This is a genomic window from Saccharopolyspora antimicrobica, assembly GCF_003635025.1.
Lineage (GTDB): Bacteria > Actinomycetota > Actinomycetes > Mycobacteriales > Pseudonocardiaceae > Saccharopolyspora > Saccharopolyspora antimicrobica.
In genome coordinates this window covers 6,494,001-6,509,828 of record NZ_RBXX01000002.1, presented here as the reverse complement: position 1 = coordinate 6,509,828, position 15,828 = coordinate 6,494,001, and the positions used below count along the sequence as shown (strand labels likewise).

Genomic DNA, 15,828 nt, shown 5'->3' with positions numbered 1-15,828 from the left:
GGAGTTCGCCTCCCGCCGGTCGAGGCGGACCCGCGACCGTGCTGGCGAACTCGGTGAAAAGCTATGCGCAGCGCGCACAAACCGAATCAAATCGGCGCACAACTCCGGCACAAGCGCCCTGGTGGGCACGTGAAAGGGCCCGGCCGGGGGCGCTGTTCGCGCTCCGGCCGGGCCTGGTCCACCCTGGACTGGAACCGGCTACCCGGGCAGGCCGTTGAGCCCCGGGCTACGCGTCTTGCTCACCGCGGAACCGCGGTGGTCGTTGATCCGCTGGAAGATCGCGTGCGCCTGGCGCACCGCGGCCAGCGCCCGCTGGTGGTTGCCCTGCCTGGCGCACAGATCACCGAGCCGCTGCAGCGCGTTGGCGGTGCAGTGCTCGTCCTCCAGCTCGCCGAGGATCCGCACCGCGGGTTCCAGGCAGCTCATGGCCGCCTGGAAATCGTTTGCCGCGGTGTGCAGCCTGCCGAGTTCGGCGAGCGTCTTGCCCTCCCGGTGGCGGTCACCCGCCGAACGCGAGACGCGCAGCGAATCGGTGAGCCAGCGCTCTGCTTCGTCCCGGTCGCCGAGCACGAGGTAGGTCCGGCCGATCGCCTCCCGGACGAACGCCTCGGCGTGCTTGTCACCGGACTGCTGGAAGACCACCAGCGCGCGGCGCAGCCGGCGCTGCGCCATGTGCGGCCGGCCGCTGCGCCGCTCCACCGCGGCCAGCCCGCAGATCGCGAACGCCTCGCCGACGGCATCGCCGGTCTGCCGGAACAGCGCGTGGGATTCGGCGAACAACCGCCGGGCCCCGCCCTGGTCGTCCAGCAGGTGGTGGACCTGCGCCAGCCCGCGCAGCAGCGTCGCCCTGGTGCCCGGGGCCGGTTGCGTGCTCAGCGCGATCTCGTGCGTCCGGCGCCAGGCGCCGTAGTGCGAGCGGAAGTCGAAGTACTGGGCCAGCGAGATCGCCAGCGAGCAGGCCAGGTCCGGCGAGCCCTCGGCGACCGCGAGGTGCACCGCGTCGATGAGCGAGTCCTGCTCGGCGTCGAGCCAGGCCACCGGGGCGCGGTCGATGCGGTCGAGCACCGACCGCTCCGGGCGCCAGTGGGCCACCCCGGTGGGCACCGGCCGGAAGATGCTCACCGGGAGCCCGGCCGAGGCGTGCGTGGTGGCCAGCAGCCACCCGCTGAGCACCCGGTCGATGGCGGCGCGCCGGAACTGCGCGGGCTCGGATTCCGCCGCGTTGCGCGCGTAGCACCGGACCAGGTCGTGCATCCGGTACCGCGGCCGGCCCAGCACGTCGGTGCCGGTGAGCTCCAGCAGGTTGCCGTCGAGCAGCACGTCCACCCACCGAGCCGAGCCCCGGTCGACCAGGGCGTCGATCGACCACTCCGGCACCGAACCCGCGCCCAGCAGGCCGATCAGCCGGAAAGCCCGGGCCGCGGCCGGCGGCAGCTGGCGGTAGCTGAGGTCGAAGCTGGCCTGCACCGCGAGTTCGCCGGTGCGCAGTTCCACGAGCCGCCGCCGCTCGTTCTCCAGGCGCTGCTCCAGCACCTCCAGCGGCCAGCCGCGGCGGCCGACCAGCCGGGCACCGGCGATCCGGATGGCCAGCGGGAGGTAGCCGCAGGCGCGCAGGATCGCCGCGGCGGAGGCCTCTTCCAGCTGGACGCGCTCGGCGCCGGCGATCTTGCAGAGCAGGGCGTGCGCGCTCGCCGGGGAGAGCACGTCGAGCTCGATCTGCTTGGCGCCGGGCAGTTCGGCCATCCGGCACCGCGAGGTCACCACCACGGCCCAGTCGCTGGCCGGCAGCAGCGGCTGGACCTGCGCCGCGCTGGCCGCGTCGTCGAACAGCACCAGCATCCGGCTCTGCGCGGCCAGCGACCGGTACAGCGCCGTGCGGTCCTCGATCCGCTCCGGCAGCGCCGCGCCGTCGACGCCGAGCGAGCGCAGGAGATCGGCCAGCGCGTCGGCGGGTTCCCGGGGCTTGCCCGAAGTGCCCGCGAGATCCACGTGCAGCTGGCCGTCGGGGAAGCCCTCCTGCAGGAGGTGGGCGACGTGGACCGCCAGCGCCGTCTTGCCGACGCCGGGCGGCCCCACCACGCTGGCCACCGTCGGCGCGCCGGCCGGCGTCTGCCACGTGCTGGACAGGGCCTGCTGGAGCGCGGCGGTGGAGCGGGCGCGGCCGGTGAAGTCCGGGACGTCCGGCGGCAGCTGGCGCAGCAGCTGGCCGGAGCGGCTCACCACCGGGATGTCCGGCTGATCGAGCGGTGCCGTCGCCGATTCCCCGGCGAGGATGGACATGTGGATGCGCCGCAGCTCCGGGCCCGGTTCAACGCCGAGCTCGTTGACCAGGAGCTCCCGCACCTCGGAGTACGCGCGCAGCGCCTCGGCCTGCTGCCCGTCGCCGTTGAGCGCGAGCAGCAGCTGCTGCCAGACGGATTCGCGGAACGGGTGCTCGGACAGCAGCGCTCGCAGATCCCCGATCGCCTCCGCGTACCGGCCGGTGGCCACGTACAACCCGAGCAGTTCCTCCCGCGCGCCCAGCCGCGCCTCGGCCGCGGCTTCCAGGTGCCGGGTCAGCGCTCCGCTGGAGGGCAGGTCCGCGAGCACTTCGCCGCGCCAGAGCGCGAGCGCCTCTTCGAGCCGGCCGCACGCATCGTGGAGCCGTCCGACGCGGTGCGATTGCCGGGCCGCGGCGAGGAGTTCGCGGAAGACGAGCAGGTCGAGTTCGCCCGGTAGCACGGAAATGGCGTAGCCGGCGTGCTCGGTGCGGATGGTGGCGCCGACCAGCGCCAGGGTGCTGCGCAGCGAGCTGACGTAGGTGCGCAGGTTCGCCGCGGGCGACCTGGGTCGTCGCTCCGGCCACAGCGATTCGACGAGCACGTCGGCGTGCACGGTCTGATTCGCGTTGAACAGCAGCGTCGCCAGCAGCAACCGCGGTTTCGTGCCGCCCAGCGATATTCGACCGTCGGTGCTGCCGACCTCCAGCGGCCCGAGCACGCGGAACTTGACCTGCTCTCCCACTGTTGCGCTCCGCTCCGGATCCCGAGTCGCCCACCGCGCGGCGCACCGGCCGGGCGGCCGGCGGCTGCAATTTCGGCGAACGACAATTCCCGTCCGGCGACAGGGACGCCCCGGAGCGGCGAACACCTCCGCCACTTCGGGAACGACGTCCCGTCACCGGAAATCCTCCCGGTACTAAGCAGACCTCCCCCGCAGTTTCCGCACTTCGGCGACCACCGCGCGATTCTGTTCGTTCTCCAGGACAAACGAAAACCAGCTGCGGTCGCCCCATACCGCTGCCCCCGAGCCGGATCACGCGTACCGGCACCGTCCCGGCGGTCGGCGTGAAAATTCACCGCCGCACAAGGCTCTGGCCAGCACACATGAACGCAGCTTTCATCTGAACGCTACGCGGGCGCGACACGGTGCGCACGTGTTTGATCAAGATGCGAACGAACGGCCGCCGCCCGCGCGGCCGGATGGTGCAGCGGCATAAGGTGCCGCTAAGGTTGCTTCAACAAAGGGTCAAGCGGCCGACGCATTTCCGCGAACCGAGCCGGCCGGGAATGGCCGAATGAAATTGGTTCATATTTCCACCAACCGCGAATAAACGGCTCGCGTTCACAACTTTTCGCGCTGCGGACGGTTCAGCCGCGTTCTCCGAGTGAACGCCAGTGCAGCTTCTCCCGCTCCCGCTTGGGCAGCCCGGCGACCACCAGGTCGTAGGAATCCTCGATCAGCTCCACGACCATCTCGTCGGGCACCGACCCGTCGAGCACGACGGTGTTCCAGTGCCGCTTGTTCAGGTGGTACCCGGGGATGATCGCCGAGTAGCTCAGGCGCAGCTGCACAGCCAGCTCCGGTTCGCACTTGAGCGACACCCGGAGCGGCTCGGCCGCCAGCCTGCTGATCGCGAAGATCTTCCCGCCGACCTTGAACACGCTGTTGGCGTCGTCGAACGGGAACTCCTCCCGGGCACCGGTCATCGCCAGGCAAGCGGCCTTGAGTTCCTGCGGCGTCATGCCCGCCAACCTAACCCGGAGCACCGACTGCCCGCCCGAACCCAGGTGTAGCCTGGCCGCGCCGACCGCGTGCCGAGGCACCTCCCCAGTGGCCGGAGCACGCGGCCGGTTCTTCCGTCGCAATGCCGATCACCCAGCGTGCACACGAATCCGCTCATTGATCTCTTCGGGTGATCGCCAGGCGTGTTCCGCCGGGCAGCATTGGGCCGAACGGGTCAAGGTCGGCTGATTGCCCGTCACTGAATCGGCATGAGCCAGTCCCATCGGCGGAGGTGGGGAGAATGATCTGCATCGAGCACCACTGGCAACCGGCGGGGGAGCTCTGCCACGCGGTGGAGGGGACGTTGCCCGCCGGCCCGCACCGCGCGGGCGAGCCGCTCACAACGCTGTGCGGGCAGCGCATCACCGCCGCCGAGCCGTCGGCGCTGAACTGGATGTGGCCGACCTGCGCGGAATGCCTGCGCGCCGCGGGGCGAATGCCGGAGACAGGGCCGTGACCCGCACCGTGGCCGTCCGCTTCGCCTTCGGCGTCGTCGGCGAGGCCCGCCGCGAGGTGCACCTGACGACCGCACCGGGAACCGGGATCCCCGCGATCTGGCTGACCTTCTGCGGGATGGAGATCCCGGCGCACCAGGCCGAGGTCTCCGAGCACCCGGCCGGCATGCCCTGCGTCCGCTGCCTGGCCGACGTCACCCGCTCCATCACGAGCTGAAGGGCGCCTCCGGGAGAACCGGAGACGCCCTTCGGAGGGGGTTGCTCAGCGGGAGAAGATCACCGAGCGGACGAGCACCCCGGCCGGAGCGCTCTGCCCGGGTGCCAGGGTGAAGAAGGTGTCAGTGGCGCAGTTCGGGTCCAGGAAGACGACGGCCGTCGCGTTGGTCCCGTTGTGCACCCGGTAAGCGGGGCTGTCCACCGGCAGGTCCAGCCGGTGGCAGTCGTAGCCGACCGGGTCGCTGATCGAGGTCTGGTAGACCTGGCCCCGGTGCTGGACCGAGTACGAGAACTCGCCGTACGCGGCGAGCGCGGAACCCGGCAGGGCCAGCAGCATCCCGGCGGCACCGAGAGCAGCGGCGACAGTTGCGCGAAGGCGCATCGGATCGTCCTTTCCAGCAGGAATTGCGGCGGCAGTTGCGGAGCCGATCTTGCTCCGCGCGACGCCCGCCGCCATCCCGGCCACCCACCCGTGGGGTGACCGACCGCTGGATTCACCGATCGGCTGATCTGCTCAGCGCGCCACCGCCAGCGACAGGGCGAAGTCGCCCGCGTCGTCGAGCCACCAGTGCCGCAGGTCGAAACCGGCGGTGGTGAGCTCGTCGCGCACCCGCTCCCGCCGGAACTTCGCCGAGATCTCGGTGCGGATCTCCTCGCCCGCGGCGAGCTCGGCGGTCAGCTCGACCCGCATCGGCCGCGCGGCGCGCAACCGCATCTCGATCCACTCCTGCTCGGCGTTCCACAGCGCCACGTGCCCGAACTCCTCGACGGAGAAGTCGGCGCCGAGCTCGCGGTTGAGCACGCGCAGCACGTTGCGGTTGAACTCCGCGGTCACCCCGCTCGCGTCGTCATAAGCGCGGACCAGCCGCTCGGGATCCTTGACCAGGTCGGTGCCCAGCAGCAGCCACTCCCCCGGCCGCAGCGCGGAGCGCACCGAGGCGAAGAACCCGGCGCGCTCGGCGGGCAGCAGGTTGCCGATGGTGCCGCCCAGGAACGCGACCAGCCGGTCGGTGCCCGCGTCGAGCGCGGTGAGCCCGCTGGTGAAGTCGTCGACCACACCGCGCACCAGCAGCTCCGGGTAGTCCAGCGCGATGGCGTCCACCGCGGCGCGCAGCGCCGAACCGGAGACGTCCAGCGGCACGAAGCGGTGCAGCGTTCCGTGCTTGCGCAGCGCGTCGAGCAGCAACCGGGTCTTCTCCGACGATCCCGAGCCGAGCTCCACCAGCGTGGCCGCCCCGGTGATCTCGGCGATGTCCATCGCGGTGCGCTGCAGGATCTGCTGCTCGGCCCGGGTCTGGTAGTACTCCGGGAGGGCGGTGATCCGCTCGAACAGCTCGCTGCCCGCGGCGTCGTAGAACCACTTGGGCGACAACCACTTCGGCTGCTCGGTCAGTCCTTCCCGCACATCGGCGCGCAGCTCGCGGGCCGCGTCCTCGGCGGTGAATCGGACGATCAGCTCCGGTTCGCTCATCTCTCCCCCATCTCCTCCAGCGGCCGCAGCTCCACGTCGTCGACGGTGGCGACGACCAGGCTCCGGTCGGGAACTTCACGCCATCCGGCGCGCGCGCCGAACGGTTCGGACGCGACGGTCACCGCGCCGTGCTCGTGGCGCACCCACAGCGAATGCGTCCAAGTGGTGGCCACCAGCCGGGTGCCGTCGCTGAAGAGCAGGTTCAGCCGCGAATCCGGGGCGGCGGCGACGACTTCGCCCACCAGCTCCGGCACCGCCACCTCCGGATCGGCCCCGTCGAGCACCCGCTGCCGCAGCACCGCCCACAGCAGCGCCGAGTCGGTGGCGGCCTCCAGCGTCAGCAGGTCGACCACGTCCAGCCGCGCGGCGAGCTTGGCCACCGAGTCCGGCCAGCCGGTGACCCGGCCGTTGTGGCTGAACAGCCGGCTGCCGTCGGTGAACGGCGCGCAGGCCCCTGGCACCACCGGCATCCCGACGGTGGCCGAGCGCACCGCGGCGACCACCGCGCCGCTGCGCACCTCGCGGGCCGTCTCCCGGAAGGACTGGTCCGTCCACATCGGAACCGCCGCCCGGTGGCGGGCCGTGGAACCGTCCGCGCGGTACCAGCCGACGCCGAAGCCGTCGGCGTTGATGGTGCCGCCGCCGCGCATGTCGGCGGGCGCCCAGGTCTGCTCGAGCAGCGAGTGCTCGGGCTCCAGCAGCAGTTCGGCCAGCGAGACCGCGGGCCCCAGGTATCCAACGTGCCGACACATGGGTCAGCCGCGCTCCTCCGCCCGCGGGGTGCGGGCGCAGCGGAATCCGGCGAAGATCTGCCTGCGGATCGGGTAGTCCCAGTTGCGGAAGGTGCCGCGGCAGGCCGAGCGGTCGGTGCCGAACGAGCCGCCGCGCAGCACCTTGTAGCCAGGTCCGAAGAAGACCTCGGAGTACTCGCGGTACGGGAACGCCGAGAAACCCGGGTAGGGAAGGAAGTCGGTGGCCGTCCACTCCCACACGTCGCCGATCAGCTGCCGCGCGCCGCAGGGCGCGGCACCGGCCGCGTAGGCCCCGGCGGGCGCCGGCTGCAGGTGCCGCTGGCCGAGGTTGGCGTGCTCCGGGCGCGGATCGTCGTCGCCCCACGGGTACCGGCGCGACTGGCCGCTGCGCGGGTCGAAGCGGGCCGCCTTCTCCCACTCCTGCTCGGTGGGCAGCCGCTTGCCCGCCCACGCGGCGTAGGCCTCGGCCTCGTAGAAGCTGACGTGCACCACCGGTTCGGCTTCCGGCACGGGTTCGAGGTGGCCGAAGCGGCGGCGCAGCCAGCGGTCGCCGTCGAGCTGCCAGAACCGGGGTGCCCGCAGTTCGGCGCTCTGCCGGTGCGCCCAGCCCGCCTCGCTCCACCAGCGCGGGTCGTCGTAGCCGCCCGCGTCGATGAACGCCAGGTACTGGCCGTTGGTGACCGGCGTGCTGTCCAGGTAGAAGTCGTCCACGTGCACCTGGTGCGCCGGTCGTTCGTTGTCCAGCGCCCAGGGTTCGGTGGAGGTGCCCATGGTGAAGGGCCCGCCGGGCACGAGAACCTCGGGCGGCAGCACGTCCACATCGGACGGTGTCGGCTCGGCGGTCAGCGCGGGCGGCCCGCTGCGCAGCTGGTGGGTGGCCAGCATCGTCTCGTCGTGCTGCTGCTCGTGCTGCACGATCATGCCGAAGGCGAAGGCCTGGTCGACCAGCCGCCTGCCCTCCAGCGGGGTGCGCGCCAGCAGGTCGAAGACCTTCTCCCGCACCGTGCCGACGTAGTGGCGGGCCTCGGCCGGTCCCAGCAGCGGCAGCTGCGGCCGGTCGGCGCGCGCGTGCTGGAAGGCGTCGTAGAGGTCGTCGATGTCGGGCCGGATCGCCTCCGCGCCACCGACGTCGCGGACCAGCCACAGCTCCTCCTGGCTGCCCACGTGCGCCAGGTCCCACACCAGCGGCGACATCAGCGGCGAGTGCTGCCGGACGAGGTCGTCGTCGTCGACCGAATCGGTCAGCCCCGCACTGCGCTGCCGGGTGCGCGCCAGTTCGGCCGCCACGTGCGCGCGCAGGTCGTCATCGCTCAGCTCTAGCAGGTTCACCGGTACCTCCGGGAGAAGATTCAGCGATCACCGGCCGCGGCGATCCGCCGCGCCACGAAGTCGGCCAGCCGGCCGGACAGCCCCGCCGGGACGTCCGGTTCGTCGAGCAGTCGGCAGGCCAGCGCGAAGACGTCCTCGGCGACCTGCGCCAGCGTCCGGTCGCGCAGACCGTGCCGCGCCGCGTGCACCCAGCGGCCGACGGCCGGGGACGTCAGCGCCAGCACCTCGTCCACTGTGGATTCCTCGCGGAACAGGGCGATCAGGGCCGCCGCTGGGAGCATCCAGCCCTCGCCGGGCTGCGCGTCCAGGTAGCGGACCTCCAGGTACCCGCGCGGCCGGACCGGCGGGAACACCGTGCTCAGGTGGTAGTCGAGGTCGTCGCGGGTGGGCGGTTCCGGCAGCGCGCCGTGGATCCACTCGGCGAAGCTGATCCCGCTGGGCGCCGTCCAGTCGTCACCGTCGCGCCGCAGGCAGACCACCGAGGTGTCCAGCACCCGCCTGGCCCAGCTGCCCGCCGGGTCTTCGGTGACCGAACTCGGGCGGGTGCGCGGCGGGTCGGTGCGCAGCAGCGTGCGGGTGCGGGTGGACACCCAGCCGGTTTCCGCGCCGAACAGCCGCGGAGAGTTGGCGAAGGTCGCCATCATCACCGGCCCGAGCGCGTGCAGCGCGCTCCAGCGGGCGGCGATCCGGTGCGGCTCGCCCGCGTCCAGGCACACCTGGACCCCGGCGGTGCTGCACATCATCAACCGGCCGTCCAGGCCGATGCGGTCGAAGGCGGTCTCCATCGCCGCGTAGCGCGGCACCCGCAGGACGCGCCGGGGATGCCGCCACGGGTCGGTGCCCTGCTCGCCGAGAACGAGACCTTCGCGGTCGAGCCGGCGCGCGATGTGCGCGGCATCGGCGGCGACCACGGTGAACAGCGAGCTCATGGAGGTGGTGGGGCGACTGGAGACCTCGACCTGGCCGCCGGGTTCGACGGTGAGCACCGAACCGTTCGGCAACGGCCGGTGCGGGCTGTCCGGGACCAGGGAGCGGGGCGCGTGCGCGCCGAGCGCGGCGATGAGGGCCGCGGTGTCGAGCGGTCTTGCTGGGTCGTCCTGGTGGTGCACGGTCCATTCGAGTTCGATTCCCATCAGCCGCGGAGGGCCGTGCTTGAAGCACACTGACGCCACGTAGGCCTCGGCCTCCGCGCGGGTTCGCACGCGAGAGGTCGGGAAGTCATCGGCTGCAGGATCGGTCGACACCGGGAACATGATCACCGCCCGTGATTGGCCGGTTACCGACGCTACCGCGCGCCCCCCATGGTCGCGACCCTTGTTCTCGACACCGCCAACTGCTAACGGGTTTCGGGCTTCTCCGGATGCGACCACCTGATCGGACGCCGGTCCAGCAGGCGGGACGTGGTCAGCAAGACGTACGTACGGATTGCAATCCGCGGGGGCGGCCTGGGACGATCAGCATATGCCTCGGGTCAGCCAAGACCACCTCGACGCCCGGCGCCGTCAGATCCTCGACGGCTCCCGGTCGTGCTTCGCGCGCTTCGGCTACGAAGGTGCCACGGTGCGCCGCCTGGAGGAAGCGACCGGGCTGTCCCGCGGCGCGATCTTCCACCACTTCAAGGACAAGGAGTCGCTGTTCCTCGCCCTCGCCGAGGACGACGCGACCCGGATGGCCGACGTGGTCGCCGAGCAGGGCCTGGTGCAGGTGATGCGCAACCTGCTCGACGCCTCCAGCGAGACCTCGCCCGCCCTGGGCGCGGACTGGCTGGGCACCCGGCTGGAGGTGTCCCGCAGGCTGCGCACCGACCAGGAGTTCCGGGAGCGGTGGGCGCAGCGCTCCGAGCAGCTGACCGCCGCCACCCGGGCGCGTCTGCTGTGGCAGAAGGAGGCGGGCAACCTCCGCGACGACGTCGACGTCGACGTGCTGACCGCCTACCTGGAGCTGGCGCTGGAAGGCTTGCTCTCGCACCTGGCGATGGGCCTGCCCGCGCAGCACCTGCGCCCGGTCCTGGACCTGGTCGAGGAAAGCGTCCGCCGCCACCGCACCCGCTGACCCCTGCGGTTTCCAGGCTCGTTCTGCGTGGCGGTGCGGGTGCACCGCTGATCGGCGGTTCGGCGTAATCTCGCACCACCTGCCGGCCGAGCGCGAAGGAGCCGCTGCGCAATGTGGAGCGAGTGGTGGAATCGCTTCCTCGCCTCGGATCCGGCCATGCGCAGGCTGCGCACCGCGACGCGGGTGGTGCTCGCCGTCGCGCTCACCGTCGTCGTCGTGCTCCCGGTGCTGGCCTGGTGGGGACAGCCGCTGCCGCTGGCGATGATCGGCGCGGTGGTGGCGATCAACTCCTCGCTCGGGGTCAACGACCCGGACCCGCGCCAGCAGCGGATCACCACCCTGCTGATGCCGCTGCCGGTGACGGCCGCGCTGCTGCTGGCGATGCTCACCGCGCACTGGCCGCTGGTGAGCACCCTGGTGTTCCTGGTCGTGATCTTCACCGCGGTCTACGTCCGCCGCTTCGGCCCGCGCTACTTCCCGCTGGGGATGGTCGCGTTCATGGGCTACTTCTTCGCGATGTTCCTGCGCCCGCAGCTCGCGCAGCTGCCCGCCCTGTTCGCGGCGGCGGTCGCCGGGGCCCTGGCCGCGTTCGCACTGCGGTTCCTGGTGCTGCGCGACGAGCCCGAGGGCGTGCTCGAGCGCGGCCGCCGGACGCTGCTGGCGCAGGTGCACGGTCTGCTGCACGCGGTGCGCGACGTCGCCGAGCACCCCGGCTCGACAGCCAGGCGGCGCGAGCTGAACAACCGGTCGGTCCGGCTCAACGAGACGGCGCTGATGCTGGAAGGCGCCGTCGGCCAGCTCGACTCGCTCGACGAGCCCGGCCGGGACCGCCTGCGCCAGCGCATCCTCGACGTCGAGCTCGCCGCCGAGAACCTGCTCACGCCGCTGCTGCGGCTGGTCGACCACCCCAGCGGCGGTGACACCGTGCCGCACGCGGTCGGCGCGCTGCTGGCGGTGCTGCGCACCGATCCGCGCGAGCTGCGGGAGGCCACCCGGCTGGTCGCCGAGCGCATCGAGCAGGAGGGATCGGTGGCGGTCGCGATGGCGGTGCGGCGGCTGGGCACCTGCCTGGCCGAACTGGCCGCCGCGACCGCGGAGTTCGACGACCGCGCCGAGGGCGAGCCGGCCTCCGCCACCGAGCCGGATACGCCGGAACCGGGCGAAACCGGCCTGCAGCGCCCGGAAACGCGGATGGCGGTCCAGGTGACCTGCGCGACCGCGCTGGCGATCATGCTCGGCCAGCTGGTCTCGCCGAACCGCTGGTACTGGGCGGTGATCACCGCGTTCGTGGTGTTCATCAGCACCAACAGCCGCGGTGAGCTGCTGGTGCGGGCGTGGCAGCGCACGGCGGGCACGGTGCTCGGCGTGCTGGCGGGCATGCTGGTCGCCGCGCAGATCTCCGGGAACCTGGCCGCCGAGATCGTCATGATCCTGATCTGCGTGTTCCTCGGCTTCTACTTCGCCGGGTTCTCCTACGCGGTGATGACGTTCTTCATCACCGCGCTGCTCGGCGCCCTCTACGGCATGCTCGGCACCTTCGACGCCAGCGTGCTGGAGACCCGGCTGTGGGAGACCGCGGTCGGGGCGCTCGCCGGCGTGCTGGCCGCGGTGTTCGTGCTGCCCACCCGAACCCGCTCGCTGGTGCGCGACAACACCGAGGACTTCCTGCTGGCGCTGCGGGGCTTCCTGCGCGGCACCGGCACCGAGCTCAGCGAGCGCGGTGAAGTCACCGGCCTGCAGGAGTCGATGCGCGAGCTCGACGACGGCCTGCAGCGGGTGGTGCGCAGCGCCCGGCCGCTGACCTCCTACCGGCCTCGCTCCCGCCGCAGCCAGGTGCAGCGGAGCGTGACGATGCTCAGCGGCTGCGCGTACTACGTGCGCAACCTCGCGGTGGCGCTGTCGGCGACCGCGGGCATGGTCGACGAGGACACCCGCGACCGGCTGTCCGAACTGCTGTGGGCGCTGGCCGACGCGGTCGAGGCGATGACCGGTGAAGCGCAGGTGAGCTTCGACGCGGCGATGGATTCCGCGCACCGCACGGCCGATTCGCTGCACGACATCGCCGAATCGCTGACCGACGGCCCGACCTCGCTGCACCGCACGATCCGCTGGCTGGACCGCACCACCCGGATCGTCGAGGACCTGGCCCGCGAACTCGGCACCACCTCCGAACAGCGCACCGCCTGAACCCGGCGAATCGGCACCGCCCGTCACACACCAGGCTGTGATTCGCATCACTGACGCATCGCGGGCGCGGGAGACGAGCCCGCCGAGAGCTGATCGAATACGCTCCGGAGCAGCTCGACCCCGCTCGGTGAGGAGAACCAGTGAAGCGCTCGTTCGCACTCGGCCTGGCCGGTGCCGCGGTGCTCGCCAGCACAGCGGTCACCGGGGTGACCGCGCAGGCGGGACCGGGCCTGCAGTTCGGACCGTGCCCGGAGGACGTCGGCAAGCACTACCCGCAGCTGCAGTGCGCCGAGCTGCAGGTCCCGCTGGACCACCGCGACCCGGGCGGCGAACAGCTGAAACTGCTCGTCTCCAAGCAGCCCGCGCGCAAACCCGAAGCCCGCCGCGGCGTGCTGCTGATCAACCCCGGAGGTCCCGGCGGACCGGGTGTCGGGTTCGCCGGAGCGCTGGCTCCCAAGCTGCCCGGGCAGGTGCTCGACAGCTACGACCTGATCGGCTTCGACACCCGCAACACCGCGCACAGCACGCCGATCACCTGCGTCGACGCGGCCACCTACTGGAAGGCGCCGCTGCCCGACCCGGACTCGCCGCAGGCGCGGGAGCAGAACTGGCAGCGCGCCCAGCAGTACGCCGACGGCTGCCAGCAGCGCGCCGGCAAGTACCTGCCGCACCTCACCACCCCGTCCAACGCCCAGGACATGGACCGGATCCGGGAGGCCCTGGGCGAGGAGCGGATCAGCTACCTCGGCTACTCCTACGGCACCTACCTGGGCGCGGTGTACGGGCAGCTCTTCCCGGAGCGGGTGGACCGGATGGTCCTGGACAGCGTGGTCAACCCGGCCACCTCGGAGATCTGGTACCGCCACAACCTCAACCAGGACGTCGCCGCCCAGCACCGGCTCGGGATGTACTTCGACTGGATCGCCCGGCACGACCAGGTCTTCCACCTGGGCACCGAGCGCGCCCAGGTGCAGGCCGCGTGGGACGGCGTGCAGGCCGAGCTGCGCAAGGCGCCCCGCGGGCAGCTGGGCCCGTCGGAGTTCATCGAGACCACCTTCAACGCGCTCTACGGCGAGAGCTCCTGGAAGGACATCGCCGAAGGACTGGCCGACTTCCACCTCCGCAACGACGACAAGAAGCTCGGCTCCCTGGTCAAGCCCAAGGACGAGTTGGCCGAGAACGGCAACGCCATCTACAACGCGGTGGAGTGCGTGGACGCGCCGTGGCCGACCCGGCAGCGCGAGTGGGAGCGCGACTCCGAACGGCTGGCCGCCGACTACCCGCTGGCCGCCTGGTACAACAGCTGGACCGTGGCGCCCTGCCGGTTCTGGCACGCGCCCGCCCAGCAGCCGCTGAAGATCACCGGTGCCGGTCTGCCGCCGGTGCTGCTGATCAACTCCGAGCACGACGTGGCCACGCCGCACCACGGCGCGCTGGAGATGCGCCGCTCGCTGCCGTCGTCGGTCCTGGTCACCGAGAAGGACGCGGGCAAGCACGGGGTGTGGGCGCTGGCGGGCAACGCCGAAGCCGACCGCATCGGCACCGACTACCTGGTCAACGGAGTGCTGCCGCCCGACGACGTCACGCTCCCCGGGCACCCGGACCCCGACCCGGCGGCCGCCCCGCCCGCGTCGAAGACCCTCGACCTGCCGTGAACGCGAGGGAGGCCGGGCCCGAACCGGACCCGGCCTCCCCAGCGCGCTCGAACGATCAGAGCACGCCGTGCATCTTCCGCTTGATGCTCTTGGAGAACACCAGCAGCAGCGCGGCGCAGCCGATGGTGGCCAGGCCGACGATGCCGAAGTAGACCTGCTGGTTGTCCACCGAGTAGGACTTCACCAGCTGGGCGCCCAGGCCCTGGCCCATCGCCGGGGCCAGGAAGTACAGGCCCATCGTCTGGGACGCGAAGACCTTCGGCGCCAGCTTGGTGCTGGCCGACAGGCCGACCGGGGAGAGCAGCAGCTCACCGAGGGTCAGGATCACGAACACCATCGCCAGCATCAGCGGCAGGTGCTTGTCGGTGCCGACGACGGTCTTCGACAGCACGACCCACAGGAACGCGAGGCCGACGAAGAACAGCCCGCCGACGAACTTCTGCGGGGTGGAGGGCTGGCGGTTGCCCAGCTTCATCCACAGCGCGGCCAGCACCGGCGCCAGGATGATGATCGCCGCCGAGTTGATCGACTGGAACCACGAGGCCGGGACCATGAACCCGAAGACCTCCAGTTCGGTGTCCGCCTCGGCGATGTTGGCCAGCGTGTTCGGCTGCTGCTCGAACAGCAGGAAGAACAGCGCGGTGGCCAGGAACAGCGGGATGTAGGCGATGAGCCGGTCCCGCTCGACCTTGGTGATCTGCTTGCTGGAGAGCATCACCGCGAAGTAGACGACCGGCAGCACCGCCGAGATGACGCTGATCAGGTTGACCAGGCCGTCCAACCCCACCATGCCGCTCACCGACAGACCGCCGAGCACCACCACGAACAGCACCGCGATGCCGATCGCGCGGCCCAGCACGCGGCCCTTGTGCTCCGGGGGCAGCGGGTTGACCGGCTTGAGCCCGGCCGTGCCGAGGTTCTTGCGGCCGAGCGAGTACTGCACCAGCCCGATCGCCATGCCGACCGCAGCCGCGCCGAAGCCCCAGTGCCAGCCGACCCGCTCGCCGAGCGTGCCCGCGACCAGCGGCGCGAGGAGGCCACCGATGTTGATGCCCATGTAGTAGATCGAGAAGCCGGCGTCGCGACGGGTGTCGTCGTCGCTGTAGAGGCCGCCGACCAGGCCGGAGACGTTCGGCTTGAGCAGGCCGGTGCCGATGACCAGCAGCACCAGGCCGAGCACCACGGTGGTGACACCACCGGGCAGCGCCAGGCAGATGTGGCCGAGCATGATGACCACGCCGCCCCAGAACACCGCCGACTGCGCACCCATGACCCGGTCGGCCAGCCAGCCGCCGACGACGCCGGTCATGTACACCGAGGCACCGTAGACGCCGACCACCGACAGCGCGGTCGATTCCGGGATGCCCAGGCCGCCGTCGGCGATCGCGCTGTACAGGTAGTAGGCCAGGATCGCCCGCATGCCGTAGTAGGAGAAGCGCTCCCACATCTCGGTGAAGAACAGCGTCGACAGGCCGCGGGGGTGTCCGAAGAACCCCTTCTGCGGTGCGTCCGCAACCGTGGGTGAACTCACGATCACGTCCTCTCGTTGACCAGGCGGCGGTGACCGCCTTCGGTTGTGCCGCGAGGTTGGTTACCCGCGCGTAAGAAACTGCTCGGCAGGTTACGACTACCCGAAGTGGCCCAGACCACCGGGGCGTAAACCCGCC

Annotated in this window: 13 protein-coding genes; 5 read left to right on the top strand and 8 right to left on the bottom strand. The window is 71.5% G+C overall.

Annotated elements, in window-relative coordinates; genetic code table 11:
- Positions 1-198: 198 nt before the first annotated feature.
- Both ATL45_RS30830 and ATL45_RS30825 read right to left on the bottom strand, forming a co-directional pair.
- Entirely contained in the window at positions 199-3,003 is a 2,805-nt protein-coding gene (locus ATL45_RS30830; protein WP_170210399.1) for an AfsR/SARP family transcriptional regulator, read from the bottom strand.
- Between the two features lie 626 nt (positions 3,004-3,629).
- On the bottom strand, positions 3,630-4,004 hold the full coding sequence (locus tag ATL45_RS30825) for an MmcQ/YjbR family DNA-binding protein (RefSeq protein WP_093146930.1): 375 nt from the start codon (positions 4,002-4,004) through the stop codon (positions 3,630-3,632).
- Positions 4,005-4,285: 281 nt separating this feature from the next.
- Here ATL45_RS30825 and ATL45_RS30820 point away from each other — a divergent pair, with 281 nt between their 5' ends.
- Both ATL45_RS30820 and ATL45_RS30815 read left to right on the top strand, forming a co-directional pair.
- Entirely contained in the window at positions 4,286-4,501 is a 216-nt protein-coding gene (locus ATL45_RS30820) for an HC3 family zinc finger protein (RefSeq protein ID WP_093146929.1), read from the top strand.
- Positions 4,498-4,716 carry a hypothetical protein gene (locus tag ATL45_RS30815; protein ID WP_093146928.1) on the top strand — a complete coding sequence of 73 codons (219 nt, stop codon included), beginning with the start codon at positions 4,498-4,500 and terminating at the stop codon, positions 4,714-4,716. The genes ATL45_RS30820 and ATL45_RS30815 overlap by 4 nt, the downstream gene beginning before the upstream one ends.
- Positions 4,717-4,761: 45 nt before the next feature.
- Here ATL45_RS30815 and ATL45_RS30810 read toward each other — a convergent pair whose 3' ends face one another.
- From ATL45_RS30810 to egtA, 5 genes are all read right to left on the bottom strand, one after another.
- Entirely contained in the window at positions 4,762-5,097 is a 336-nt protein-coding gene (locus tag ATL45_RS30810) for a hypothetical protein (protein ID WP_143121556.1), read from the bottom strand.
- Positions 5,098-5,229: 132 nt separating this feature from the next.
- Positions 5,230-6,186, bottom strand: coding sequence for an L-histidine N(alpha)-methyltransferase (gene egtD, locus ATL45_RS30805; RefSeq protein WP_121505425.1), 957 nt, complete (start codon positions 6,184-6,186; stop codon positions 5,230-5,232).
- Entirely contained in the window at positions 6,183-6,938 is a 756-nt protein-coding gene (egtC, locus tag ATL45_RS30800) for an ergothioneine biosynthesis protein EgtC (protein ID WP_093146925.1), read from the bottom strand. Before egtC ends, egtD begins: the two co-directional genes overlap by 4 nt.
- A 3-nt stretch (positions 6,939-6,941) precedes the next feature.
- Positions 6,942-8,267 carry an ergothioneine biosynthesis protein EgtB gene (gene egtB, locus ATL45_RS30795; protein ID WP_439332470.1) on the bottom strand — a complete coding sequence of 442 codons (1,326 nt, stop codon included), beginning with the start codon at positions 8,265-8,267 and terminating at the stop codon, positions 6,942-6,944.
- A 20-nt stretch (positions 8,268-8,287) separates the two neighbouring features.
- Positions 8,288-9,520 (bottom strand): ergothioneine biosynthesis glutamate--cysteine ligase EgtA, encoded by a 1,233-nt coding sequence (gene egtA / locus ATL45_RS30790; protein ID WP_093147738.1) that lies wholly within the window; start codon positions 9,518-9,520, stop codon positions 8,288-8,290.
- A 208-nt stretch (positions 9,521-9,728) separates the two neighbouring features.
- Here egtA and ATL45_RS30785 point away from each other — a divergent pair, with 208 nt between their 5' ends.
- The 3 genes from ATL45_RS30785 to ATL45_RS30775 all read left to right on the top strand — a co-directional run bounded on the left by ATL45_RS30785 (position 9,729) and on the right by ATL45_RS30775 (position 14,161).
- On the top strand, positions 9,729-10,319 hold the full coding sequence (locus ATL45_RS30785; RefSeq protein WP_093146923.1) for a TetR/AcrR family transcriptional regulator: 591 nt from the start codon (positions 9,729-9,731) through the stop codon (positions 10,317-10,319).
- A 111-nt stretch (positions 10,320-10,430) separates the two neighbouring features.
- The gene (locus tag ATL45_RS30780) at positions 10,431-12,506 is read left to right on the top strand and encodes an FUSC family protein (RefSeq protein ID WP_093146922.1); all 2,076 of its coding nucleotides are present in this window, start codon (positions 10,431-10,433) and stop codon (positions 12,504-12,506) included.
- Positions 12,507-12,646: 140 nt separating this feature from the next.
- On the top strand, positions 12,647-14,161 hold the full coding sequence (locus ATL45_RS30775) for an alpha/beta hydrolase (protein ID WP_093146921.1): 1,515 nt from the start codon (positions 12,647-12,649) through the stop codon (positions 14,159-14,161).
- Positions 14,162-14,216: 55 nt separating this feature from the next.
- Here ATL45_RS30775 and ATL45_RS30770 read toward each other — a convergent pair whose 3' ends face one another.
- Positions 14,217-15,692: a peptide MFS transporter gene (locus tag ATL45_RS30770; RefSeq protein ID WP_246025648.1), complete on the bottom strand. Its 1,476-nt coding sequence runs from the start codon at positions 15,690-15,692 to the stop codon at positions 14,217-14,219.
- Positions 15,693-15,828 lie beyond the last annotated feature (136 nt).

Excerpts from the sequence above, each read along its gene's own strand:
- ATL45_RS30785 (WP_093146923.1), top strand. The coding sequence starts at position 9,729 with ATGCCTCGGGTCAGCCAAGACCACCTCGACGCCCGGCGCCGTCAGATC.
- egtC (WP_093146925.1), bottom strand. The coding sequence starts at position 6,938 with ATGTGTCGGCACGTTGGATACCTGGGGCCCGCGGTCTCGCTGGCCGAA.
- egtA (WP_093147738.1), bottom strand. The coding sequence starts at position 9,520 with ATGTTCCCGGTGTCGACCGATCCTGCAGCCGATGACTTCCCGACCTCT.
- ATL45_RS30810 (WP_143121556.1), bottom strand. The coding sequence starts at position 5,097 with ATGCGCCTTCGCGCAACTGTCGCCGCTGCTCTCGGTGCCGCCGGGATG.
- ATL45_RS30820 (WP_093146929.1), top strand. The coding sequence starts at position 4,286 with ATGATCTGCATCGAGCACCACTGGCAACCGGCGGGGGAGCTCTGCCAC.
- egtD (WP_121505425.1), bottom strand. The coding sequence starts at position 6,186 with ATGAGCGAACCGGAGCTGATCGTCCGATTCACCGCCGAGGACGCGGCC.
- ATL45_RS30825 (WP_093146930.1), bottom strand. The coding sequence starts at position 4,004 with ATGACGCCGCAGGAACTCAAGGCCGCTTGCCTGGCGATGACCGGTGCC.
- ATL45_RS30780 (WP_093146922.1), top strand. The coding sequence starts at position 10,431 with ATGTGGAGCGAGTGGTGGAATCGCTTCCTCGCCTCGGATCCGGCCATG.